Annotated in this window: 13 protein-coding genes; 3 read left to right on the top strand and 10 right to left on the bottom strand. The window is 59.2% G+C overall.

From position 1 onward, the window contains the following. The first annotated feature begins 25 nt into the window (after positions 1-25). On the top strand, positions 26-544 hold the full coding sequence (locus ABJI08_RS01925; protein WP_348400141.1) for a serine acetyltransferase: 519 nt from the start codon (positions 26-28) through the stop codon (positions 542-544). Here the strand turns inward: ABJI08_RS01925 and ABJI08_RS01920 are convergent. The 10 genes from ABJI08_RS01920 to ABJI08_RS01875 form a co-directional block, all read right to left on the bottom strand. After that, entirely contained in the window at positions 534-2,024 is a 1,491-nt protein-coding gene (locus ABJI08_RS01920) for a hypothetical protein (protein ID WP_348400140.1), read from the bottom strand. The two genes, ABJI08_RS01925 and ABJI08_RS01920, sit on opposite strands and share 11 nt — an antisense overlap. Positions 2,025-2,098: 74 nt before the next feature. Then, complete coding sequence (locus tag ABJI08_RS01915) at positions 2,099-2,764, bottom strand: sugar transferase (protein WP_348400139.1); 666 nt, start codon at positions 2,762-2,764, stop codon at positions 2,099-2,101. A gap of 492 nt (positions 2,765-3,256) precedes the next feature. Further along, complete coding sequence (locus ABJI08_RS01910; protein ID WP_348400138.1) at positions 3,257-4,534, bottom strand: Wzz/FepE/Etk N-terminal domain-containing protein; 1,278 nt, start codon at positions 4,532-4,534, stop codon at positions 3,257-3,259. A gap of 73 nt (positions 4,535-4,607) precedes the next feature. After that, positions 4,608-5,336, bottom strand: coding sequence for a 4'-phosphopantetheinyl transferase superfamily protein (locus tag ABJI08_RS01905; protein WP_348400137.1), 729 nt, complete (start codon positions 5,334-5,336; stop codon positions 4,608-4,610). Next, on the bottom strand, positions 5,336-9,994 hold the full coding sequence (locus ABJI08_RS01900; RefSeq protein WP_348400136.1) for a MupA/Atu3671 family FMN-dependent luciferase-like monooxygenase: 4,659 nt from the start codon (positions 9,992-9,994) through the stop codon (positions 5,336-5,338). Before ABJI08_RS01900 ends, ABJI08_RS01905 begins: the two co-directional genes overlap by 1 nt. After that, positions 9,991-11,016, bottom strand: a complete 1,026-nt coding sequence (locus ABJI08_RS01895) for a glycosyltransferase family 2 protein (protein ID WP_348400135.1) — start codon at positions 11,014-11,016, stop codon at positions 9,991-9,993. Before ABJI08_RS01895 ends, ABJI08_RS01900 begins: the two co-directional genes overlap by 4 nt. After that, positions 11,013-17,435, bottom strand: coding sequence for an SDR family NAD(P)-dependent oxidoreductase (locus ABJI08_RS01890; protein ID WP_348400134.1), 6,423 nt, complete (start codon positions 17,433-17,435; stop codon positions 11,013-11,015). Before ABJI08_RS01890 ends, ABJI08_RS01895 begins: the two co-directional genes overlap by 4 nt. Before the next feature lie 108 nt (positions 17,436-17,543). After that, positions 17,544-18,911 (bottom strand): oligosaccharide flippase family protein, encoded by a 1,368-nt coding sequence (locus ABJI08_RS01885; protein WP_348400133.1) that lies wholly within the window; start codon positions 18,909-18,911, stop codon positions 17,544-17,546. Beyond that, positions 18,908-19,732 (bottom strand): glycosyltransferase, encoded by an 825-nt coding sequence (locus ABJI08_RS01880; RefSeq protein WP_348400132.1) that lies wholly within the window; start codon positions 19,730-19,732, stop codon positions 18,908-18,910. Before ABJI08_RS01880 ends, ABJI08_RS01885 begins: the two co-directional genes overlap by 4 nt. 104 nt (positions 19,733-19,836) lie before the next feature. Beyond that, positions 19,837-22,797 (bottom strand): calcium-binding protein, encoded by a 2,961-nt coding sequence (locus ABJI08_RS01875; protein WP_348400131.1) that lies wholly within the window; start codon positions 22,795-22,797, stop codon positions 19,837-19,839. A gap of 198 nt (positions 22,798-22,995) precedes the next feature. Between ABJI08_RS01875 and ABJI08_RS01870 the strand changes: the two genes are divergently transcribed. Both ABJI08_RS01870 and ABJI08_RS01865 read left to right on the top strand, forming a co-directional pair. Further along, positions 22,996-24,240, top strand: a complete 1,245-nt coding sequence (locus tag ABJI08_RS01870) for a serine hydrolase domain-containing protein (RefSeq protein WP_348400130.1) — start codon at positions 22,996-22,998, stop codon at positions 24,238-24,240. A gap of 77 nt (positions 24,241-24,317) precedes the next feature. Then, complete coding sequence (locus ABJI08_RS01865; RefSeq protein WP_348400129.1) at positions 24,318-25,595, top strand: tetratricopeptide repeat protein; 1,278 nt, start codon at positions 24,318-24,320, stop codon at positions 25,593-25,595. Positions 25,596-25,617 lie beyond the last annotated feature (22 nt).

Genomic DNA, 25,617 nt, shown 5'->3' with positions numbered 1-25,617 from the left:
GCAATTTAATGGCAGGGGTCTGAAGGTGAAGCTGGAAATGAACGTATCGGCCACCGAACCGGACTGGACACGGGAAACTGTGACCGGGTTTTGGGATGCCGGCCCCAAGCTGATCCGGGCCGTGCGTCGTTATCAGGCGGCCAAAGAAAATGCTGGCCTGTTTGGCGGGGTGATGTCGAAATACTGGGTGTTGGTGCATCGGTTCTGGTCGATTATCACGCAGTCAGAGCTGCATTTGCATATGCCCATCGGGGGCGGTCTGAGGTTGCCACACCCGACCGGCGTGATTGTGCATCCCAATGCCAGAATTGGACCAAACTGCATGCTGATGCATCAGGTGACCTTGTCCGGTGCGGTGACGCTGGGTGGGCATGTCGATGTGGGCGCAGGCGCCAAGCTGTTGGGGGCGATCACCATAGGCGACAATGCCGAGATCGGCGCCAATGCGGTTGTGACCAGCGATGTGCCCGAAGGCGCGGTTGTGGTGGGGATTCCTGCACGCGTGATCCGTGTCAAAGGTCAGGACACAGACGTTACAGAATAGTCCGGCGCTTTTGCGGCTCGGGGATTTCGGTCTGGGGCGAGATTTGATTCTCATGACGCCGGCGGGCCAACATTTCGGCATGCCCCAGCAACATGCCTGAAATCACCCATGTCATTGGCGTCAGGGTCGCATTTGGCAACAAGTCAATCAGGTTGATGCCCAGCATCAGTGCCAACGGCCCGACATAAGGCGACACTTCGACCCGCGTGACCGAGGTATCCACATGCGCCCCGCCACGCATGGTATAGGTCGCCTTTCGCACGAACTGTGTGCGCACATCCGAGCGGGCTTTGCCCAGATGTCGCCACAGCAGGAAAATCGGCAACGAGAGCAGGCCAAACTGGGCGACATATCCAACCCAGCCCCACACACCCAGAACAATGACCCAATAGCCGTCTGACACAGACGTGATCAGCCCTGTTGTCGGGTCGTGCAGGTGGTTGCGCCCCCAGATGCCCCACCCAAACAGCGGTTTTTCAAAGGCGCGTTCGGCAAGGATGTCTTCATTTTCGAACCGGAACGCCAGTGATGAGGCACGTTCGGGCGAGATCTCTCTGGCCTGCGCCAGAATGGCGTCTGCCGGCACCAGATCGGCAGATTTGAGGACCGGATAGACACATGCAACCGCTGCAAGCACCACAGCGATGCGCAACTGTGCGGCCGTGGGCAGCATAACAATCATCAACCCCGCAACCCCGGCATAAAACAGCATCGCCAGCGTTTTACACAAAACCAGAATCACCACCAGATAGGCCGCTGCCACCAGATACTTGATCCGCGATTGTTGTGTATCGCCGCGCCAGATCGCCAGAGCGGCCAACAGACATACCAGCATGAAATAGGCGACCCAGATGCCATGGTACAAAAACACCATCGGGCGATAGCCGCCACCCCGGATGGTCTGGGAAAACAGATGCTGATAATACCCGTAAACCCAGTTGTTAATCTGTGGGCTAAGCCTGAGTTCTATCAGAATAGGCACAGTGTACACCAACCCGGCGATCAGCAGTGCAATCAACAGATCGCGCTGATCTTCGCGGGTTTGCAGATAATGGCGGGCCATCAGAAACCCGATCAGCGTAATGAACTGGTTGATGGGCTGGGCAATCGCATCCTGAAAGTGCAGTCCGCGAATGTATTGTTCCGAAAAAATCAGCGGTTCGCCATTTGTCATCACTGTCAGGATTGGTGAGAAAATGAAAATGACTACAAGCCATTTCGCCAGCTGGGACTCAGGTATCAGTTTTGGCTTTGCTTTCAGAACCAGCACAACAACCAGAAAAATCGCCAAATGTGGAAGCGAGCTTTTGTCGAGCGGCGGCATCAGCGGAAAATCGAATTTTGCCGGAGGCGGGGGAAGCAGCAAGTAGGCTCCCAATAGTGACCAGATCAGCGCACGCCCTTGCGGCAACACCAGAAAGAGACGCCAGACCACGATGGGCCAGCATACCAGCATCAGGCTTGCAAATGCATTGGGCATCCGACCGGGTCTCTCCTGAAACACAAAGCGCGCGCCCAGTATAGCGCGCGCGCTCAATCATGCCAGTTGTCGTATCAGACGCCGGTGCCCGCGGCCACTACCAACACTGTGCGTGCCACAATGGCGACGTCAGTGCTAAAGGATACGGCGTGGTCATAGTCGGTGTCATGCAGCGCCCGTTCGGCAAAGCTGCATTCGTTGCGCTCGGAAATCTGCCAGAACCCTGTGATGCCCGGACGCATCGCGTAATACGCAGTACCGGGGTACAGTTTGACTTGTTCAGGCATCATAGGACGTGGGCCAACCACGGACATGTCGCCGCGTAACACGTTCCAGAACTGAGGCAGCTCGTCCAGGGACGATTTGCGAATGATCCGCCCGATCCATGTGATCCGGGGGTCATTGGTCAGCTTCTGTTTTTCATTCCATTCCCGCCGCGCCGCCGGATTGGCGCGCAAATGGGTCTCAAGCATGCTTTTGGCATTCGGCACCATAGATCTGAGTTTCAGCATCTTGAAAGTCTTGCCGTTACGTCCCACCCGTTCCTGATAATAGAACGGCGACGCCCCGTCGCGCGCAATAATCAACGCTAAAATCGCGATGATAAGACCAACTGGAAGTGCAACAGCAACGACAAAAGATACGTCAAACATGCGTTTGACATAGGTGCGATATAAACCAGAACGAGGCGGCGCGACCGCAAATGCCTCGTCAAAATGTTTTCGCGAATAGATCGCCATCGGCGTCATCCCCTAGAGCCTCGAAAAGCAACGTCGAAAGATCAGAAGGCAGAAAGCTGGCCCAAAGAATGTGGCGTCCGCCAATATTGGCGCACGGTCAGATTCAGACCTCAGTTGTCAAAGAAAGCGTCCCCGGCAGCAGGGGCTTGTCCCAACAAGCAATCGTATTTCCGTTCTTCGAGTGCTCCTTCCCAAGAAGCGCCCACCCAAGAACAAACATTAGACACAATTTCCGAAAAATCTACCGTATTTTCGTGTCAAAAAATTGTAATGCATTGTTTTTAAACGGTTTCAATTGTGGCGCGTATTTGTCATCGGGAATTAACCCGGGTATTTGGAACAAATTAACTATATTTGCATTCACGAAATGGAAATAGTCCCAATCAAATGCACTGGATTGTTTCCAAAGGCTTTAGAACGCCGCGAAAAAAGAGCGATGTGATTCGGGCGGCAAACCCCGGTCTGGGGCAAATAAGGCGCAATTGTGGCGCCTTAGCGACCAAATTTCAGTATGATGGCGGCCAGTGCAGAAAAGCCCGCAACCATCAGGCCGATCTTTGCCCCAAAGTTAAAAAGACGCTTACGCCGATCACGGGGGCGCTCGATCACAGGGATCGCTGCAACCGCACGCATGCCGAGCTGACGTTCAAATTGCGTACGTGTCCAGATCACCGGGCTGCGTAATTCGGCAAGTATCACCAGAACAATAGCCAGCACACCGCTCAGCAGCCCGCCCATGCCCAGAATCTTTTTGCGCGACGGGGCAATTGGCCAATCTGGCGGCAACGCCTGTTCCAGCACGGCAAAGCTGTCGGACTGGCTGGTCGCTTCCAGCATCTGGTTCATTTCCGCTTCGGCTTTGCCCACTGTTATGGCACCGTATTGGTCTTCCAGCTTGGTGAGCTGGCGCAGCAATTTGTTGTATTGCTGTTCTACGCGCGGCGAGGCAGCAATGGATTCTTCGGTTTCGATGATTTCCAAACGGTACAGATCGCGTTCTTCCTGCAATCTGCGCACCTGTTGGCCCCGAATTGAATTGTCATTTGTGCCCAGCCCATCCTGCAAAGACACAATCTCGCGCTGGACCTCTAGTTCAATTTGCAGCAAATCCGCCAGCCGCGTCCGCAGAATGTCGACACCACCGGGCAAAAGCGCGGCGTTGCGTTTCTTAAATTCCGCGATTTCTTCTTCCAGCATCGTGATGGCATTGCCGATCCGGATTTCTTCGCCCTCAAAGAAATTCAGCGTTTCACGCACACGGGCGGTCCGGCGGTCTTGCTCTTGTTCAAGCACATTATTGACCAGCTCATTGGCGACATTTGCCGCCAGAACCGGATCATTCATGCGCACCGTCACCAAAAGCGCCGAAGGGCTGACATCCTGACGCCAGCGGAAATCGGGGTTGGTGATATGTCCAACCCGGGCAGCACTGCGCAGCAATTCCACTTTTTGAACCGAAGACAGGCCCTGTGCGTTGGCATAAAGCTGAAACTTGTCGATGATGGTCAAAAGATTATCGCGGGCCATCACCCTTTGTTCGACGATCTGCAGCTTTTGCAGCATGGCGGCATTGACCGATCCAAGGGTAGAGTCACCGGCCTGAATCGATGGTTGCTCGATCTGGATTGTCGCGGATGTTTCGTATTGCTGTGGCAGGCTCAGCGCATAGGCGAGTGAGATCAGAACACCCAACGTAATGACAGATGCCCACAGAAGAAACCTTCTGCGGAGCATGTTCACCACTTCTCCAAGTGTCTGGATCTTATCCATACTCAGTCCTCAATCGGTCACGGCGCGATTCATTTTTGCGCTCTGTTCACCATAATGTGGCGTCCGATTGTGGTTATCCAATGGCCGAAACTGGGAAATCTGCGTTTTGTGATCCTTGTTCAGCGCCCAGCGTGACCATTGCCAGAATATGACCGCCGACCGCCCCGCAATGACCAGAAAGCGTGCTGCCGGCCCGAATGGCCCCAACCGTGCGCCGGAACGTGGCAGTGAACTGGTCGTCCTCATGCAGATAAATTTCCACGGCATCAAACCCGAATAACAGGCGGGTCAGCGGAAATTGCGCTTTGTACACAGCCTCCTTGGCGCAGAATATCCGCCGCGCCGTGCCATGGCGTTGCGTGGCTGGCAGACTGGCCAACCACGCCCGCTCGGAGGGAATGCAAATTTCAGGCACCAGATCTTCGGGCAAAGGTGCGTTTGGTTCAACATCAACACCCAGGGCGCGAAACTGGCTGGTCAACGCCATCACTACAACACAGCTTGCCCCATCGTGGCTGATCGAGCCGGTCAGACCGCGCGGCCATTGCGGGGCCCGGTTGCGCGCGCCGGGAATGGCGCGTGGTTCAAGGCTCAATTCGGACATCGCCTGGCGCGCAGCGTGGCGTCCGGCGGCAAATTCGCGCCGCCGCGCCGGAACGGCATGCGCAATGGCGGGTGCTTCTTGTGGCCAGACGGGTTCGGCTGGCAACAAGGGGTTAGACACCGCAACTGCAACGCCTTCGGGTGCCCAAACGCGCGCACGCGCCTGCAATTGGTCAAGATGGTTTGTCGCTTCGATCATCAAGCACCTGTTCGACGGCGTGCGCGCATGGCACGACGTTTTGACATGGCCTCGGCCCGATCTGTTGCGCGGTCGGCAACATCCTGAGCAGGGGCGGTTTCGGGGCTGCCGGCAGGCTTGGCCCCACCGGTCAACTCTTCCAGTCGTCCGACCAGCGCGCCCAATACAGGAAAGCGGAAAATGTCGGTGATTGACAGCTTTGAAGCGCTGGTTGCGGCCCGGATTTCACGATGCGCCTGCACCGCCAGCAACGAATGCCCGCCCAGATCAAAGAAGTTATCCGTGGCCGAAATCTGGCTGACACCCAGCACACGTGCCCAGATATCGGCAACACTTTGGGCCAGATCGCTATTGGCATCCGCCTGCACCGGTATCGGCGTGGCAAGCGGTTCCGGCACCGCCAGCTTGCGGGTCGCTTCGGGCGCAGGCAGCGCCTTACGATCCACTTTTTTGTTCGGCGTCAGCGGGAAGTCTGCCAGCGCGACAAAATGCTGGGGTCGCATAAAGTCAGGCAGATTGGCGCGCAGATCAGCGCGGATATCCGCATCCGTTGGCACAGCGGAGCCACGCAGATAAGCAACCAGCCGCACGTCGCCGGGCGTATCTTCGCGCGCGATTACAACCGCCTGCTCAATTCCGGCAATCTCTTCCAGACGTGTTTCGATTTCACCCAATTCGATGCGATAGCCGCGCAGCTTGACCTGATGGTCGGCGCGCCCAAGGAAATCAAGCTGGCCATCGTTGCGCCAGCGCACAAGGTCGCCAGTGCGATAGAGCCGCCCGTCGCCGAACGGGTTGTCGACAAAGCGTTCCGCGCTCAGCGCATCGCGCTGCCAATAGCCGCGCGTGACACCTGCACCGCTGATATACAGCTCGCCAGCGACACCCACAGGGGCAAGTTCGCCTGCGTCGTCCAGCACGTAAAGTTGTGTGTTGGCAATGGGATGCCCGATATTTGCGACACCTTCGGATGCATCCGCGCTGGAGGATGACGACCAGATGGTGGTTTCTGTCGGGCCATACATATTCTGAACCTGCGCACGTGTCGCCGCGTTCAGGTCTGCCACCAACGCGCCCGAGAGTGCCTCGCCTCCGACCAGCAGATGCTGCACGTTGCCAAGCGCAAAGCGGGCTTCGTCATTCATCGCAATCATGCGTGCCATCGACGGGGTGCACTGCATATGGCTGACATCATGGCGCAACATCTGGGCGGCAATCGATGTATCAGAGGGGTCAAGTTCACCCCCTTCGTTGGCGCGACGCAGAACCTCGGCCAGCGGGCGCAGGCCCTGCATGACATTTGCAAAATCGATGCCGTAATCGATCAGACAGGCAATCTCGGTCACGCCAATGCGTTTGACCTGTTCAACCCGGTCCAGCGCGTCTTCGACAGTGCCGAACAACCCGCTATCTTCGAAATACCGCAGAAAGGCGAAGTCCAGAATTTCTTCCAGCTCTTCTTCTGACAGAACGCCAAGATCCAGCTCAAACGAATTGTTCACGCCCTCGGGGCGTTTGAACGCCGGGAAGGCCCAGGCATATGACTTGATCAGCCCGGCAGCGGCGCGCAGATAGTCCTTCATCGGTTCACGCGCGATTTCGCGGGCGGTTTCCCGGTCTTGTGCCAGGAAACTGTGCAACATCAGCGTAACGGTAAAGTCATCCGGGTTATGCCCGGCCTCGCGCAATGCATCGTGATAGAGCGCGATCTTTGCGCCCACTTCCTCAACGCTTTGACCCAGCAGGTGTGTCAGCACGTTGCACCCGTTGCGCCCCGCGTCTTTCCACGTTTCCGGGTTGCCAGCGGTGGTCACCCACAGTGGCAGCTCTTTGGAGACCGGCCGCGGTTGGGTCAGCACGGCGTGCATGCTGCCATCTTTGCGCGGGAAATCCACGGTTTCACCACGCCACAGACGGCGCAGGTCTTCCATTTGTTCAAACATCACATCGCGATTGCGCGGCGGCGTATTTTCCGGGCGCAGCACAAAATCGTCAGGTTGCCAGCCGCTGGCAATCGCCAGTCCGGCGCGCCCGTCGGTCAGATTGTCGATCACCGCCCATTCTTCGGCGATGCGCGCGGTGTGATGCAGCGGCGAAACACAGGATCCTGCGCGCACGCCGATCTGTTTGGTCACGGCCGCCACAGCCGCACCGGTGACAGATGGGTTGGGGTAGGGACCCCCAAAGGCGTGGAAATGGCGCTCGGGCGTCCAGACCGCACAGAACCCGTGTTCGTCGGCAAACTTCGCGCCTTCCAGCAGCATCTCGTATTTCCTGGACCCCTGACCATCGTCATTGCCCCAGTAATAGATCGAGAAATCCATCCCGCCAGCTGCCGCAGGCAACCGTCCGTTGGAAATCTGCGTCGAGGTTTCATCACCCGACAGCACCAGCTTGAAGCCGCGCGCCAGAGTCCAGAACAGCTCCAGCACCGAAATATCAAAGCTCAGCGACGTGACTGCCAGCCACGTATCGCCCGCCTGATGAGGCACGCGCGCATCCATACCGACAAAAAAGTTGGCGACATTGCCATGTTCGACCATGACGCCCTTGGGGGTGCCGGTCGATCCGGATGTATAGATCAGATAGGCCAGATCGTCGCCACCGGACACAGGCGTGGGGTTCACGTCAGAGGCGGCTCCCAAACGTGTATCGGTGTCCAGTTCCAGCACTTGCGCCTGATGCGGCGGCAAATCGGTGGCCAAAGACGCCTGCGTGATGATCACACCACAGCCGGAATCGGCGATGTAATGCGCCAGCCGGTCGTCAGGATAGGCCGGGTCAAGCGGCACATAAGCCCCACCTGCCTTGAGAATGGCCAACGCACCAACCACCAGATCGGGCGAACGCCGGGTGCACAGCCCGACAAGTGCGCCCCGTGTGACGCCCATATCGCGCAACACATGCGCGGCGCGATTGGCGCGGGCGTTCAGCTCGGCGTAGCTCAGGATGTCATGTTCGAACACCAGCGCCGGGGCATCCGGCGTCTTGGCAACCTGTGCCTCAAACTGACGGTGCATACAGAAATTCGCGTCAAACTCGGTCCGGGTTGCGTTCCAGCTTTCCAGCAGATGATGACGTTCTGCGTCGGGCAGGATCGGCAACGACCGAACGGGTGCGTCGTCGTCCAGCGCCGCGGCCAGAACTTCAAGCCGGGCGATCAGCCGTGCGGCATGATCCGCAGGCACGCGGGTCGCGTCATAATGCAGGGTCACAGATGCGTCCTGTACCACAAAGCACAGGGCGGTACCGTCAATCGGGCCATGGCTTGTGTCCATGCAAATCGCCAGATCAGGCGTCGTCAGTGATTGCAGTTGCGGGTCGCGGGCGATCAGATCACGGGCAAAGCCGCCATGACGGGCACATAGCGCGGCCTCACCCTGAACGGCGTTCTGCGCCTGCGCCACGCTGCCGCCCAGCAGTCCGGCATCGATACGCAGCGGCACCCAGTCGTTCAGGTACCCGGCGGCCATTGGCGCATCGGCGCTGCGAAACGCGATATCGCTGCCCTCGGGCACACCAGACCGCAGCGCCCAAAGCGCCAGGGCAGTCAGGGCCATTTGCGGCGCGGGCAACGTGATCGACAGACGGCGCATATCCGGCAAATCACCTGACGCCGCAACCAAAGGCAAAGTCGCCGGAACAAACCCGCCCAGACGCGCATGCCAGAACGGTTCCGATTTGGCGGCTTTGGTCATAGTGAGCGTCAGGGCATCGGCCGTTGCACGATCCGCCATTGGCAGACGCTCGCCCATGCGGATCAGGTGGGTCGGGATTTCGGATGTGCCGTTACTGTCGCTCAGCCCTGACAGCACCACGGCGCCACGGCCACAGGCCACGGTTACGGTGTCATCAGAGACCGCCAAAACAGCACCCGGTTCGCCGCGCCCTGCGCTTTCGGCCAGCTCGGCACCCTGTACCAACAGGATCTGCCCACCGGCCACCAGCTTGGGTGCGGTGATTGGGTTGAAATAGTCGCCGTGATCCAACGCGCGCACCATGGCCACGACGTCTTGTGCGTCGCAGCGGAAATCCAGACGTCCAGCGCCAATTGGCAGATGGCCACGCCCGAAATAGCTGCGCCGGGTTGCATCCTGAACGCGCCGCGCAGGCAGGCCGTCGGCCAGCGCCTGAATCACTTCGGGAAAGCTCTCGATTGCGGCGGCATAGCATTTGGTGTTCAGCGTCAGCGCGGTATCGGTTTGCGAAATATCGAACATGCGCTGAACAAGAATGTCACCAGTGTCTGCCCCGGCTTCGATCATGTGCCACGTGATACCGTGGCGCGGTTCCTGGGCAATGCGCGCCCAGACCGGCGCATTCAGGCCCGCATATTGCGGTAATGGGCCATCGTGGAAATTCACAGCGCCTTTAGTGGGCAAATCCAGTACGGACTGCGCCAGCATGTCGAGATTGGCCACCGACATCAGCCAGTCAAATTCAAACGCGCCAAGCTCGGTCACTAGATCTGCATCAGATGAGATCACGGTCAATCCGGCATCTTCGGCCCAGGTTTTGATGTCGGGCGCACGCGTGACAATTGCGGCGATCCCGCCACCGGTGTCGCGCCACAGGGTGGCACACTGGATCAAAAGCGATTCATTGCCGATGAAAACGGCGGACATTGGGGCGTTTGCGGAAATCGTATCTAGGCTCATGGTATCTCTCCCCCGCTTGCGGGTTCAGCTGAAATAGGAAAATCGGGTATTGAGGTACGTTCGCGCTTGGTCGGTTTGAGAGAGAACTTGCAGTAATGTTTGACCAGATCCCAAAGGAACCAGTCAGGGTCGCGGCGGGGTTTCCCGCCAATCAGACGGCGTAGCCGCCAGATGAGTCCACCAGCCAGATGGGCCAGTGTTGCGGTACCGGCATAAAGCCCGCCATGGTTCTGCCGAAAGAAATAAAGTCGGCTGTCGAACCAGTAACGGGGCATGCGGGTCCATGTTTTCATACCGGTCGAAACCGAGCCGATATGTGTGACTTCGCTGGTTCGCACGTAATCGGTGGCCCATCCGGCGCGCGCGGCGCGCAGACACAGGTCGGTTTCTTCGAAATAAAGAAAGAATGTTTCGTCAAACAGGCCGATCTGTTCCAGCACCTCGCGCCGGATCATCATCGACGCGCCTGCCAGCCAATCAACCGGTGTGGTTTCTGCCGGGATGGGCAGCGGCACGATGTGTTTCTCTAACATCTTGCTGACCACACCGACGCGCGCCGCCCCCTCCAGTTCGCCCCAGAGCGATGGAAAGCGAAAGGCGGTCAGATGCGGATCACCATCAGGCCCATGGATATAGCTGCCCGCCAACCCGGTTTTGGGGTTGGCCTGCAGATGTTGCATCAACGCGCGGATGCTGCCGGGATCGGGGAATGCGTCGGAGTTCAGGATATAGACATAGTCATAATCCTGCTGCGCCATGCCATGCCGCACACCAAAATTATTGCCTGCGCCAAAGCCGCCATTGTGGCCGGACGCCACAACTTCGATCCGGTCAGCGGGCCATTCGGGACGCATCAGTTCGCTTTGAATGGCTTCAAACGAGCCATCGCCGCTGTCATTGTCAACAATCACGATACCGCCATCGATCCCCTGCATTTCGCGCAATGCGGCTTGCGCGGATTGCAGCGTCATGTCAGCGGTCCGGAAGTTCAGGATGATGGTCAATAGACGAGGGCCGGTCATTCTGCGGCCTCCTTACGGATTTGGGCAGATGTCTTTTTTTCCGCCGCGGCAATCACCTTTTTCATGCGCGCCGCCAGAACCCGGACATTGGGCTCCAGAACCATGCTGTCATGATCGCCGGGCACTTCGAACACCTGCACGTCGGGCACCCATGCGCTCCAGTCATTGTCGTGGAAAACATAGGCGCGATCTTTGTCCACCAACCGCCCGTCACCCATGTCCCATTTGCCGGTCAGCGGCGGGCGGAAGAGCACCAGATTGCCGCCCCAGCCCTGCATGGGGTATTGCGCCACTGCGCGCAAAAAGGCAGTTTCGATTTCCGCATCGTGGAAATGCTGGCCAGTTGTGTCCTGCGCGGTCTCGTCAGGCAAACGGCGCTTTTCAAATTCCCATGCAATGCGGTTTTTCGCCCAGATCAACGGATAGCGCAGACCTTTGGACTTAAGTTCCGCCCACTGGATGCGCATGCGATCTGCACGGCCAAGTGCGCGGCGGACCGGTAAAGGCGTGTCCAACATGGCGACAAGCGAGACGGTTTCACCTGCGGCCTCGAGCTGTCGGGCGATTTCATAAGCGGTGATTCCGCCACCGGAAAAGCCACCCAAGAGATACGGACCTTGCAGCTGAACCTGCCGCATTTCAGCGATATAGTCTGTCGCGGCCTGCACCAGATCGTCATGCGGGGCTTCGTCTCCGAACAATCCGCGCGCCTGAAGTCCGAAAAATGGTCTGTCAGACCCGATAAGGTGCGCCAGATGGCGCAGGTTCAGCACATTGCCAAACATGCCCGCGACAAGGAAGAACGGTGTTTTTGAACCACCTTCGCCGTCATGCATCGGCACCAGATGTGTGAACCGACGGAGGGCAGGCGCCTCCTCGGGCGCCGGGGCGCCGTCGTCGGCGCCTTGGGTCTGCGGCCCAAGCTGTTGCGCAATCATGGCGGCGCATTTCTCAATCGTGGGCGCCTCAAACAACACCGAAATCGGAAACTCAATACGATAGGCTTTTTTGACCATCGCAAACAGGCGCACCGCGATCAGCGAATGCCCCCCGAGATCAAAAAAGCTGTCCTGAATGCCGACCTTTTCAACACCCAGCAAATCCTGCCAGAATCCTGCCAGCGTGCGTTCGATATCGGTGCCGGGTTCGACAAAATCAGACTCCAGCTCGGGGCGCTCAAAGGATTGCCCGCCCTGAGGTTCACTGTCCTGACCGGACTGCGTCTGCGCCATCAGAGACGGCAGATCAAGCGATGAAATCACCACCTGTCCAAGGGACCCGTGCAGAGCGTGCGCAAACATGTCTGCGCCTTGTTCGGGGGGAATGCCCTGGGTCAGGTTATGCGCCAGCCGCTCTTCGGCAGGGGACAGCGGAGAGTGTGCTTCGGCCGCGTCATCAAACGACACTTCTGACGCGCGCAAAGGCTGCGCACGCGCAAATCCCGCAGCGGTTTCCACCCGGCGCAGCGACAAACCCTCAACCTCACAACACACCTGCCCATCAGGCGTGCAGATGGTGACATCAAAGCTGGCCATTCCGTCGGCACCGTTGCCCGAGGCGAGGCGTACATGGCTGACGACGTCCTGGGCCAGGGGCGCAAGCATGCGCAAACGGGTATAGCCCACTGGCACCCAGAGATGCCCCTGCCCATAGCCCGGGATCAGATCCATGGCCCAGCCTGTGGCAATGTCCAGCAGACCGGGGTGCAGCAGGCAATCGTCTTGCGAAAACGCAGGATCTAGGCGCAAACGGGCCAGGCCTTCGCCGGTGCCCAATGCGGTTTCACGCAGCACTTTCCAGCGCGGGCCAAATTGCAGATGCACCTCTTGAGGTGCGGACAAAGCGGCACCGTCACCGGATTTCACGATCGGACAGCGGGCTTGTATCGCGGCAATTTCAATCGGATCGGCCTGTGCATCCGGCACCGGCACAAGCCGCGCTTCGGCGTGCACTTGCCAGCCCTTGCGTCCGCCAAACAAACAGTCGCTCTGAACCTCAAACCGATAGCCTTCGTCGCTTCGGATCAGCCCGACCCGCAACTCACGCGCCGCGCCATCTTCGATTTGGAAGGGGCGCAGGAACAGCAGGTCGCGAATTTCAAAAGGCCCCTCTTCGCCCTGAGCAGACAAGGCTTCGAACGCCAGTTCAATATACCCGGTGCCGGGCATCACGGCTTGACCATCTGCGGTGCGGTGCTGATCGAGCACCCAGCGCGAAGTGTCATAGTCGGCTGTAAAAATGCGATTGCCCTGCGGATCAAACCCGGCCGCATCCAACAGAGGCGCGTCGATCTGTTCATGCACCAGCGTGGGCATCATGCCACTGCGCGCGGCAACCGCTTCGGCGGCCATGCCAACCTCGGCCCAGAGGCCCCAGTTGATGGCCAGAACGCGGGTTTTGCCACCCGCGCGGGATTGCGCATAGGCGTTCAGATAGGCATTGGCGGCGACATAGTCGAGCTGACCGGCAGGGGCGGTTGCGGTCGAGGACGACGCAAACAGCGCCAGCCAGTCAATGCTGCCATCCGGGAACAGTGTCTCTAGCACTTGCGTACCGTGCAGCTTGGGCGCCAGCACATCGTCGATGGTGGCCGATGTCTTGGCCAAAAGCGGCCCGTCATCGATCACACCGGCAGCGTGGATCACACCCCGGATGTCGCCAAATCGGGACTGGGCGGCAGCAACCGCTGCTTCCATTTCGTCGCTGTTGCAAACGTCCGCCGCCAGACTCAGCACATTGCCGCCATGCGATTCCAGCCGCTGGACAGCGCGAATGCGCCGGGCGGTCCGGTCCATCGGGCCATGGCCACGCAAGTAACTGTCCCACGTGTCGCGTTCGGGCAGCCCGTCGCGCGATACCAGCACAACATTGGCCGCAACGTCGCGGATTGCACGTTCCGCCAGCGTCAGGCTGATGCCGCCAAACCCGCCGGTAAACAGATAGGTGCCGCCCTGCTGCCAGACGGGTGCCGCATCGTCGGAAAGCGACGTCTTACGATAGGTTTTCTCAAACCGTTTTTCGCTGCGTACAGCGCCGATCAGATTGCGCGGCTCTGCCATCAGATCATCCAGCAACCGCACCGCCAGCGCATCCTGTTCCTTGCGGGCAGGGGCCGGTACGTCCAAAAGCGCACAGGTCACGCCGGGCAATTCGCGCGGGATCACCTGAACCGCGCCCAACACCGTGGATTTCTCGGGGTAAGGCAGGGTTTCGGCGCGCACTTGCACCGCGCCAGAGCTGATCGTGGTAATATGCAATGGACGTGGCAGGTTTTCGTCGGAAGTCGCCTGCGCCAGGAAAAACAGGCTCATCAGCCCCTGTTCCTGATTGCGGTGGAAAAAGCTTGATCCGGGCCGATGAGTTTCTGTTTGCGTCAGCAACCACATATGCACGATCCGGTCGGGCACGCGGCCATGGCTCATCAAATCCTGAACCAGCGCGTCATAGCCATCGCGCCCGCGTTCCGGTGCCAAAGCATAGCTGTCAGGCCCGGTGCGGGCAAAGGCATCGCCTGCGGTGACAATCACAACGTCATGCCCCGCTGCGCGCAAACGTGTGGCCAGCGCAGTGCCGGTGCCGGCGTCATCCCCAAAGATCAGCCAGGAGTGATGCGGTGCTGTGGCAAGCTCGGTCTCAACGTCAATTTCACATTCGGCCAGCCGAGGTTTCCATGCCGGGGCAAAGGTCCAGTCACTGGTGTCCTCAAGCCGCATCAGCAATGCGTCGGGCGCTTCAACCTGCGCCACGCCGGGTTCTATGAAATAGCGGGTGCGCTGGAACGCATATGATGGCAGCACCACACGCTGACGCGCGATGCCCCCCCAATATTGATCAAAATCCACCGCGACGCCACAGGCCCAGAGCTGACCCAGCACCGTCAGGAAATAAGCGTCATCGGCAATCTCATCGTCCATGTGGCGCAGGCTGGACAGCACTTTGTCCGGTTTCACGCCACCATGCATTTTTACCAGCGAAGACAATGCCTTGCCGGGGCCAACCTCAAGATATACGCGGGCTGGTTCCTGGGACAGCGTGGTGATGTCGTCGGCAAACAGAACCGTGTTGCGCAGGTGCTGAACCCAATAGTCCGGATCGGTCGCCTCGGCAGGCAACAGTGCAGCACCGGTGCGGTTTGAAATGATCGGGACCTGTGGCGCGTGCAATTGGATAGAGCGCAGATAATCGCCAAACCGTGTCAGAATTGGCTCTAACATGCGCGAATGTGCGGCGATGTCGATGGGCACGCGTTGGGTGTCGACATCCTGTTCCGCCAGTTGCGCCGCGAGCGTCTCAAGCGCGGCATCCGGGCCGGAAACCACCGTTAACCCGGGGGCGTTCAGCGACGCAATGTCCAGATCATCGGTCAGGTAGGGCTCAATTTCTGCCTGCGGCAACGGCACGCTCAGCATGCCGCCGGGGGGCACCGTGTCAAACAGTTGGCCTCGCAGCTGTACCAAGCCAAGGCAATCTTCAAACGACATGACACCGGCCACACAGGCGGCGGTATTTTCGCCCATCGAATGCCCAACCAGCGCGGCGGGCTTCACGCCCCAGCTGATCCACAATTGCGCCAGCGCGTATTCCACCATCAGGATCAGCGGCAATTGCAGGGATGGGCGTTTTAACCGTGCCTCGGCCTCAGCCGCCGCGTCCCCTTGTGCCAACCACAGGGCACGCAGCTCTTCGCCGCCTTTGCCTGCAAGCACGTCAAAGCCCCGGTCCATCCATTCCTGAAACACCGGTTCGGTTTCATAAAGGTCGCGCCCCATTCCGACATATTGCGCGCCGCCGCCGGGGAACATAAAGACGACCTCGGGCGTGTCCGTATCAGCGGCATGGGTAAAGACCCGGCGCGGATCGCCAGACTCCAGCAGATCGGCCGTCTGTTCATGGCTTTCTGCCACCAGAACCCGGCGTTTTTCAAAGCCACGACGTCCGGTCAGCAAGGTATGCGCGACATCTTCCAGCGGTTGTTCCGGATGGTCACGCAGGTGTTGGGCAAGGCGGGCGGCATTGGCCTCCAGCGCCTTGTTGGACCGGCCCGATACCACGAGCAGTTGGAACGGCCAGTCCGATTGTTCAGATTGCGCGCGAACGGGGGCCTCTTCGACCACCACATGCGCATTGGTGCCCCCCACGCCCAGCGAATTGACCCCGGCGCGGCGCGGTCCCTTGTGGCTGGTCCAGTCGGTCAGGCTGTCGTTGACGCGAAATGGGCTGGTGTCAAAATCAATCGCCGGATTGGGCGCTTCATAACCCAGCGTCGGCGGGATCTGACGATTGTGCAGCGCCAGCGAGGTTTTGATCAGGCTGGCCGCCCCGGCAGCCGTGTCCAGATGCCCGATATTGGTTTTCACCGACCCAATGCGGCAAAACCCGGTTTCATCCGTGGTTTCGCGAAATGCTTCGGTCAGCGCGGCGACCTCGATCGGGTCGCCCAGATAGGTGCCGGTGCCGTGGCATTCGATATAATCAACGGTGTCGGCAGGCACGTCAGCAATCGCCAGCGCATCAGCCACGGCTGCTGACTGACCATCAACGGAGGGCGCCAGATACCCGGCCTTGGCCGAGCCGTCATTGTTGACAGATGATCCCTTGATCACGGCCCAGATGTGATCGCCATCGGCGATGGCATCAGCCAGCCGGCGCAACACCACCACGCCTGCGCCAGATCCAAACACAGTGCCCTGCGCCCGGTGATCAAAGGCATGGCAATGCCCGTCTGGCGACAGGATTTCACCGTCTTCAAAAACATACCCGCGCCCATGCGGCAATTCGATGGTTGCGCCCCCGGCCAGTGCCATGTCGCATTCACCGTTCAGGATGGATTGGGCCGCATAATGCACCGCAACCAGAGACGTCGAACAAGCGGTTTGCAGGCCAAGGCTTGGCCCCTTGAGGTCCAGAAAATGGCTAAGGCGCGTGGACATAAAGTCCTTGTCATTGCCGGTATGACGCAACAGGAACATGCCGGTGCCATCCACGAGATCGCGGTTGGAACAGACGTTGAAGTAGAAATAGCTGCCCATCCCGCAGCCCGCAAACACACCTATCGGACCGTCGAAATTTTCGGGCATGTGACCGGCGTTTTCCAGCGCTTCCCAGCTGACTTCGAGAAACTGGCGATGCTGTGGGTCCATGATTGCCGCTTCCTTGGGGCTGAGACCAAAGAAATCAGCGTCAAAATCGGCAAATCCGTCCAATGTGGCGGCAGATGGAACATAATTGCGGTGGCGCATGCGGGCCGGGCTTTCGCCATTGGCCTCCAGCTCGGCGTCGCTCAGGCGTGTGATCGATTCAATCCCATCACGCAGGTTCTGCCAATAAGCATCAATCCCCGGCGCACCGGGCAAATGGGCTGCCATGCCCACAATTGCGATATCCGTCTCGCTTATGGTTTTCGTAACCTCGTCAATCACTGCACAAACCTGCTGTCAATTTAGCGCCACAATTATACCGACCCTTGCGGTCAGTTCATATTCTTGAGTTGGAAGTTATGCCGCGAAGTGTGCGTTACAAAGGTAGAATCAAGGCAAATTGAGGGCGGATAGTCCGACAATCGCGCTCCAGTTGAACCATGCTGCAAGGGCTGTGATCGCGATCCCGATTGCCCAGAACACCATGTCATGCCGCGCGTCCCATGCTCCATGGGCCCGCGCAAGCCGCACCACAACCGGATAGGCCACAATCATCGCCAGACCTTGTCCAACCAGTGCGCCGGTCAAACCTGCGTGACTCGCCCCCAGTATCAGCCCCGTCATCACCAAACAGGCGCGGGTCGCAGCGGCAATAAAGAACCCACGCGAATCGCCAGCGGCCAGCGCGGCATTGTCATAGGTCAGGGCAATCAACTGCGGGATTTGCATCAGCGCCAGCAGAACAACCACGCCACCGGCTAGTTCATAACGTGGGTCATAGAGCAACCACACCAGGCACGCGCCAAACATCGCAAACACGAACAACAGCGCAAACAGCCCGCCTGACAGCATCATGCGCATCCGGCCAAGGGCTGCAAAGTTGGCGGCATTATCGCCCGGTGGTTTTTCACGATAGATAGGGATCATGATGCGCCGCACCACCATCCCGCCCAGCAAAAGCGGGAAAGACGCAAGGAAATACCCGATATTGTACACCCCCAACGCGCCAAGGCTCAGGTATTTCCCCAGCACAATCTTGTCGCCCTGGCTGAGCATGAACCCCGCGGCAGTGCTCAGGAAAATCCACTTGCCGAAATGAATCAACTCGCTTGCGCTGGGCCGGTCCCATCGCGGCTTGTTCAGCGCGCCGGGCAGGAAAACATTGTACAAAAACAATTGCATAAGGTTGGCGGCCATGGCGCTGAAAACCAGTGCCCAAACCGATCTGGTGATCCATGCAATCAGCACGCCAACACACAGCCCGAAGAACTGTGCGCTGAGATCAATGGCAGTGATCCGTCCCAGAATAAGCTTGCGATTGGCGCTGTCGCGTTTGGTCGGGATCAGACCCATGATAAACAGGGTCAGCCCCACTACCGGCAGCAATTCGCGCAGTTCCGGCGCGTTGTAAAACTCTGCGACCGGTGCGGCCAATGCCCATGTTGCCATCCAGAGGATCAGCCCGCGCAACACCTGAATGGTCCATGCCGTATCGAGAAAATCTTTGTCCTCGCCACGTTTGGATTGCAGGATAGACTGCGACACACCCATGTCCGAAAAATTGGACAGGCCCTGCAAAAACACCCACACAAGGCTCATTAGGCCAAAGGCTTCGGGGAACAGCAACCGGGTGAGGATCAGGTTTGACGCCAGCCGCATCGCCTGAGACCCGCCATAGCCCAGAATCGTCAGCGCAGACGAGCGCATCGCGCGCGCCGCCAGATTGTCGCCATGCATCAGTCTGGACAGGCGGTTCATCGGCCACGTTCCCATGCGGCGTCTTGCTGTGGGGTGAGTTTTACGATCAGCGCCACGCCGCCATAAATCGCAAATCCAGCCGGGTCAGACAGCGCAAGCGTCAACAGACCGCCCGGACCCAGCGAAGGCTTGTCATCATGGGCCAGCAACCCCGGGTAGAGCCGCGCCAGCTCGGCAACACCGGCGTTCTGCCGCCGACGCACACGCACAAGGTTGCTAAATCCCTCAACCAGTGGCCAATCATAGCCCGCGGACACGCCAATACGTTCTTTTGGCGCAAAACTGAGCCGCACAAACGTGTCGTCCGAAATGATGTCCGGAAATGCCTGCCAACGCGCGCGCCCGGCTTCATTGACCGCAAATAACCCCGCCCCGGGAACCCCGTGCGTGACAAAGGGAACGCGGCTGTAAATCCGGGCATAGGCGCGGGTTGCGGCGCTTTTGGCGGGGGCCAGACGCAACTGTCCGCTGGCATAAAGCGGTGCGTCGGTCTCAAGCGTTTGCGCGATCTGGCCAAACAGGGCGGCATCGACAATCACATCGGCATCCAGATAGGCGCGCATGCCAAACGCCGCTGCGCCGTCGCCCACATTCAGGGCGCCCATTTTGCCCAAAGCGGGCTGCTCCAGCACATTTAACATCCAGCCCCGCGTTTCCGCTTCGGTTGCAAAGCTGCGGGCAATCGCGGCTGTGTCATCAGAACACCCGTTGGCAACCACCACGATCTGCGCAGCCGCAGGCCCGTCGGACGCCAGCACTGCGGCCAGACATGGCCCAATATGTGCGGCCTCGTTATTGGCCGGGATGATGATGCTTATCAATGGTGCTCTGCCTTGCCAGCCTTGCCCTTGGCGGGTTCGGGGCAAAGGCTAACAGATGCCATCAGGGCAGGGCAGAGGGAAATTACGGCCGGTCGCGCCCTGTGTCACAAAAGCCCGCTGATAGGCAGCACCAACGCGGCCGTATCGCCAAACGCAATCGCCTCGATGTCGGTCAGCACATAGGTCGCCGTCGGGCTTTGCGCGCGCACCTGATTGCCATCCCGCGTAAAACTGTAATCGGCGCGGCTGCCTGGCAGTTCTGCGCGATCCGTTCCCGCCCCGCCATGCAACAGATCACCCCGACCGTTTGCCACCAGCACATCATTACCATCGCCACCGATGATCACGTCGCGTTTTGTCGTGCCCGTCAGCCGGTCCGCGCCATCGGTGCCGAAATATATACCGCCGTGCAGAAATACGTCGGCGGCCCGGTCTTCGTCCCAGTGGGCGCCGCGTTTGTTATAGGCAACCAAAGCATCGTGACGCGGTGTTTTGTCCCAGAGATGGCGCAAATGCCCCCAACTGCCCCATTTGCTGGGCTGGCCAACATCGGAATAGGCGTTGAACCCTTGCCCGCCCTGGCTGATCCATTGCACCAGCAACTCGCGATATATCTCGCCCAGTTCTTCACTGGTGCTGAACGTACCGAAATAATCCGTCAAAGTGCGGTTGTTTGTCCATTCACCAACCCCAACCACATGGCTGCCACCTTCGTACATCACCAGATCCAGCCCGTTTTCGCGTGCGGCCTTGACCTGATAGGGCAGCGCCTTGGTCATGATATGTTTCAGGCTGCCATCGCGCAGCGCCTGTGCGGTCTTCTGGTGCATCCCATCAAAGCGGTGTGTGTCTACATAGGCCTCTAATGCCGCGCGTTTCAGCCCCTGATCGGTTCCGGCCTTGCGCGCGTCGGCCTCTGCCTGTTCCAGCCACGCCACAACCTGTGGCGCGCCTTCATCCATGCCCATCTCAACGCCAAAATATCCGGTCACAGCATAGGCATCCAGAAAGGTCACAGGCGCGGGATTGCCCTCTTTCTGCCAAAGCGGGGCTTGCAGCATCCCTTTTTCCAATCCGGGCCAGTCGGTATGTGTGGCCGCAACCCGCACCAGCCGCGCCTCGGTGTCATCGCCGAACACCTCGCCCCAGATGCGGCCCATCTCGCCGGCATGCATGCCGACAATCTGCATCCACGCATCATCGGCTGCATTGGCGCCCCAGCGCGCCTCGGCCTGGGCCAGCGCCCATTGTGCCTGACGGAACCCCCAGTTCCAAAGCTCGTTGGAATACTCGACATGCGCTTTCAGGCCGGGATCAAGGTGATCGCGCACATAGGTCGCGAAATTCGTGGAATATTCATCATCGCCCATATGGGGCATGCAAAACCAAGGGTCTGCGCCAATTTCATTGGCCAGTTGCACCATGATTTCGACCGGTACACCGCGCCAGCTCCATGTGAAATCGCTTAGCAAAGGCCGGTCGTCCCAGACCTCCTGCGTGGATCCATTGGTGCGTTGCCAGTCCATAAACCGGACCAGTCGCAAATCCTGCACGATGTTCAGCCAGTCGGGGTTAAATACCGCGCCCGCCTCGTGCAGCGGCAAATGCGCCTCGGCCACAACTTGAATGCCGTGAACATAGTCGCCCGTACTTTCCGGGTCAGTCATTTCGATCTTAAGCCCAACCGGACCGTCCCCCGGCGTATACTCAAACCAGACCTCACGTGGGTTTTCGCGCACAACGCGCGCGCGCCCGGTGACGCTCAGCTCGCCTGTGCCCAGCCATGTCACCCGATACCGCCCGGCAAGGCCCGTCGCGGCTTCGGGCTGGTCGGTCAGCAAGAGCGTCTCAACCGACTCGATCTCTTCGGGGATGCCCCAGACCCAGCCTTCTTCGTCCAGCAACCCGCGCTGCATCAGGTCTTCTGAGGTGACTCCGCCCCATTGACCGGGCAAATGCCCAACCCAGGGCCGGGCGGTCTTCATGCGATCAATAAACGGGTGTTGTGTGGACCAGTCTGACACGCGCCCCAAGCCCATCGACAATGCCGGGTCTTTTAACCCCAAACCAACAACGCCTTGCTGGTCCGGGTCGCGTTCTGGGGTGGGAAAGGGCTGCGCGGCGTCCGTTTGCGCGGCAATCTTTGACGGCGTTTCGGCCAGCGTTTCAGACGGTACAGTGCCTGCAGTCACACGGTTTGCCATCATACGGTGAATTTCATCGCGCACCGCGTCGTAGTACAGCCGAACGTCTTCATGAATGCTGTCCGGCAGATCAACTGTCTCTGGCAAAGGCGCGTCATACAGCCCGACATAGGTGATCGCACCGGCCAGAAAATAGAGCGTCGCAGTGCCGTGCGGGGCGTCATCGGAATACAAATCCTCAGGCCCGAGGTCGAACAGAATACCGCCATCAAGGAGTTCCGCCAAAACGCTGGCCACAGGGATCAGCTCTATCTGCAAGTCCGGGCGTTCCGCCTGCAACTGCCCCAGAAAATCGACATACCAGTCGTGATATTTGCCAGCATTGTATCTTTGATATTCCTGCATCTTCTGATCATTCGGGGGAAACCCAAACCCGGCCATATCAGCCCAGCCTTCATACAGCACAAAGCGCGATATCGCGGCTTCGGACTGCATCCGGTCGAGCACGGTCAGCGTTGCTGAAAGCGGCGAACTGCCGTCATCATTCACGCCGTCATAAGGTTTGTCAGCAGGTTGATACTGAATAAAGTTGGCCGGGTTGAACATGACTGCATTCCATCCCACATCGCCAAAACTGCGGAATTGCCGGGTCCAGCCACGCGCCACATCACGAAACCGCCAGTTGGCCTGGGGTCGTCCGGGCTTGGCGAAGTCGCGCATGAAACCCCATTGCCCGTCCAGTTCAAACTCGTTCCCGGCGGTGCGTGCCAGATAGGCAATCCAGTGCGGTGCCGTAGTTTCGTCGCTGTCTGTCAGATGATGGATCAGGCTATTGCCAAACACATAGACCTTGAGCGCGTCCGCCCGGGCCATGCCGCCCAGGCACAGACATATCGCCAGAATTGTGCCGATCAACCGCATCTGAAATTCCCTCACGTTCGCTCTGTCTCAACTATGTGGCGATTCCTGTCCGCGTTCCAAGGGATTTGGCTGTATTCATCGGAAGAACGCTGCGACAAGGATCGGCAAAGAGCACAAAAACTACGTATTTTTACAGCCTTGCTCGTGCTTTGCGCCTGCGGGCACTCTATGTTGGGAACCGGGGATAAGGGAGGGATCATGATCGCAACAGCAGACCCGCACAGGTTGGGCTTTGACCCTGACCGGCTGGACCACATTCGCAGTTGGATGAACGCGCTTGTCGCGGATCGCAAATATGCGGGCACGTCGCTGTTGATTGCGCGACAGGGCAACATTGTATTTGAACACGCAAACGGATTGCGTGATATCGCCGCCGATGCCCCGTTTGAACGGACCACCGTCGCCCGCATCTATTCTATGACCAAGCCGATTACGACGGTTGCGCTTATGATGTTGGCGGAACGCGGCCTGTTTCATCTGGATGCGCCGGTGTCAGAGTTTATTCCCGAATTCTCGGACTGCCGCGCGCTGATCCCCGGGGCAGGCAGCATCGATCAGACCGAACCCTGCGCAACCCCCACGTTGCATCAGCTGGCAACCCATACCAGCGGGCTGAGCTATCCGTTCAATCCCGGTATATTGCCTCAGGCAATGGATGCCGATGACATAGTATTCAAACCAAATCAGGGATTGTTGGCCGATATGGCGTCGGCCGTGGCCGCATTGCCATTGGCGTTCCACCCCGGTCATCGGTGGGAGTATTCCGTCGGCATCGATATTCTGGGCCGTGTCATCGAAGTGGTGTCCGGACGCAGTCTGAACGACTTTCTGCGACAGGAAATTCTGGACCCTCTGGGTATGAATGAAACCGGATTTTCGGTGATCGACGGCACGCAGGACCGGTTTGCTGCGCTTTATACCCCCCTGGCGGGCGACGCGTTTGATCTTAACTCTGCCGAAACCGGCGGCGATACACTACGCCTGACCGACACGCCTGACGGGTCGCCCTTTCTGAACGCGTCCATGTATTCGGGCGGCGGTGGGCTGGTCGGTACAATTGATGACTATATGCGGTTTGCCGAAATGCTGCGCCGGGGTGGAGCGCTGGGCGACGTGCGCCTGCTCAGCCCGCGCACCGTCCGGTTCATGATGTCCAACCATCTGGGTGGCGATATTGCGTCGATGGGGCCGCAAAGCTTTGCGGAACAACCGATGGATGGCATGGGCTTTGGCCTTGGCGGTGCCGTTGTGCTTGACCCGGGGCGTGCCCGCAGCATCGGCAGCGTCGGTGATTTCAGCTGGGGCGGCATGGCATCGACCTTTTTCTGGATCGATCCGGTCGAGGAACTCTCGGTGGTGTTCTTTACCCAGCTATCCCCCTCCAGTAGCTATCCAACCCGACCCCAGCTTAAGGCGCTGGTGCACGGCGCATTGCTGGCCTGAGGCACACGCGGTCATTCAGGTATTTGGGTTTGACGCCAACTGCCCTAGGCTGATCCGGCGCAACAGGAGAGATCGCGATGCCGCTCAGGGATCACTACGGGAACCAACTGTCGACGATGTCACAACAGGCACGTGATCACTATGATCAGGGCGTGCGGCTGTTTCTGGGCGCCGAATACGGCGCGGCAGAGGCATTTGAACAGGCGGTTCAGACCGATCCGGGCTTTGCCCTTGGCCACGCAGGACATGCGCGGGCGCTGATGATGACCGGTGACATGCCCGCCGCCAAGGCTGCCATCGCAACCGCCACAGAACTGGCATCCGGCAATGCCCGCGACGCGTCGCATGTGGCGGCTTTTGCGGCCTTGCTGTCGGGTGATCCGGCCGGCGCGCGCCGGCTGGTCAAAGCGCATGTTCTGGATCATCCCCGCGATGCTTTAGTGGCGCAGATGTGCACCAATGTCTTTGGCCTGATCGGCTTCTCCGGCGAAGTTGGTCGCGAGGCTGAATTGCTGGCCTATACCAATGCGCTGTCACCACATTACGGTAATGACTGGTGGATGATGTCGATGCAGGCTTTGTCGCTTTGTGAGACCGGACAGACCGAGGCGTCTTTGACATTGATGGAGGTATCGCTGGCGCTCAATCCGCGCAATGCCAACGCGTCCCATTTCAAGGCGCATGCGCAGTACGAAGATGGCGATATTGCCGCCGGGCGTGCGTTTCTTGACGATTGGATGACCGGGTATGACAGCCGGGCCGTATTGCATGGCCATCTCAGCTGGCATCAGGCGCTTTGGGCGTTACATGACAATGATCCGGAAACTATGTGGCGGGCCGTGGATGCCGGTGTTGCGCCCGGTGCAGCCAAGGGGTTGCCCATCAATGTTCTGACCGACACGGCGGCGATTTATCACCGTGCTGAAATGGCGGGTCTGACGGTTGATGCGGACCGCTGGCAGACGCTGAGCGATTATGCCGCCAGGTTTTTCCCACAAACCGGCCAAAGCTTTGCCGACATGCATGCCGCTCTGAGTCATGCCATGGCGGGAGAGGGGGATCGGCTGGCCTATATCGCAGAGACGGCGCAGGGGTTTGCCGGTGATCTGGTGCGTCTGGTTGCGCGCAGTTGGCTTGCCATTGCCCGTCAGGACTGGGCGTTGGCGCTTGAGGGCCTTGTTACCGTCATGGGCAGCACCGAACGGCTGGGCGGCAGCCGCGCGCAGCGTGATCTGCTTGAACTGGCCTATGTCAACGTATTGCTGAAATTGGGGCAGACCGACGAAGCCCGCCGCAGTTTGCAAACCCGCCGTCCGGTTCTGTCGCCCGCGCCGCCACTGGCCGCCATGGTCTGAGATTTCCCTGCGTCGCGCGTTA

Origin of the sequence: Shimia sp. (assembly GCF_039969785.1) — a bacterium.
Taxonomy (GTDB): domain Bacteria; phylum Pseudomonadota; class Alphaproteobacteria; order Rhodobacterales; family Rhodobacteraceae; genus Shimia.
This window is presented reverse-complemented; position numbering and strand designations above follow the sequence as displayed.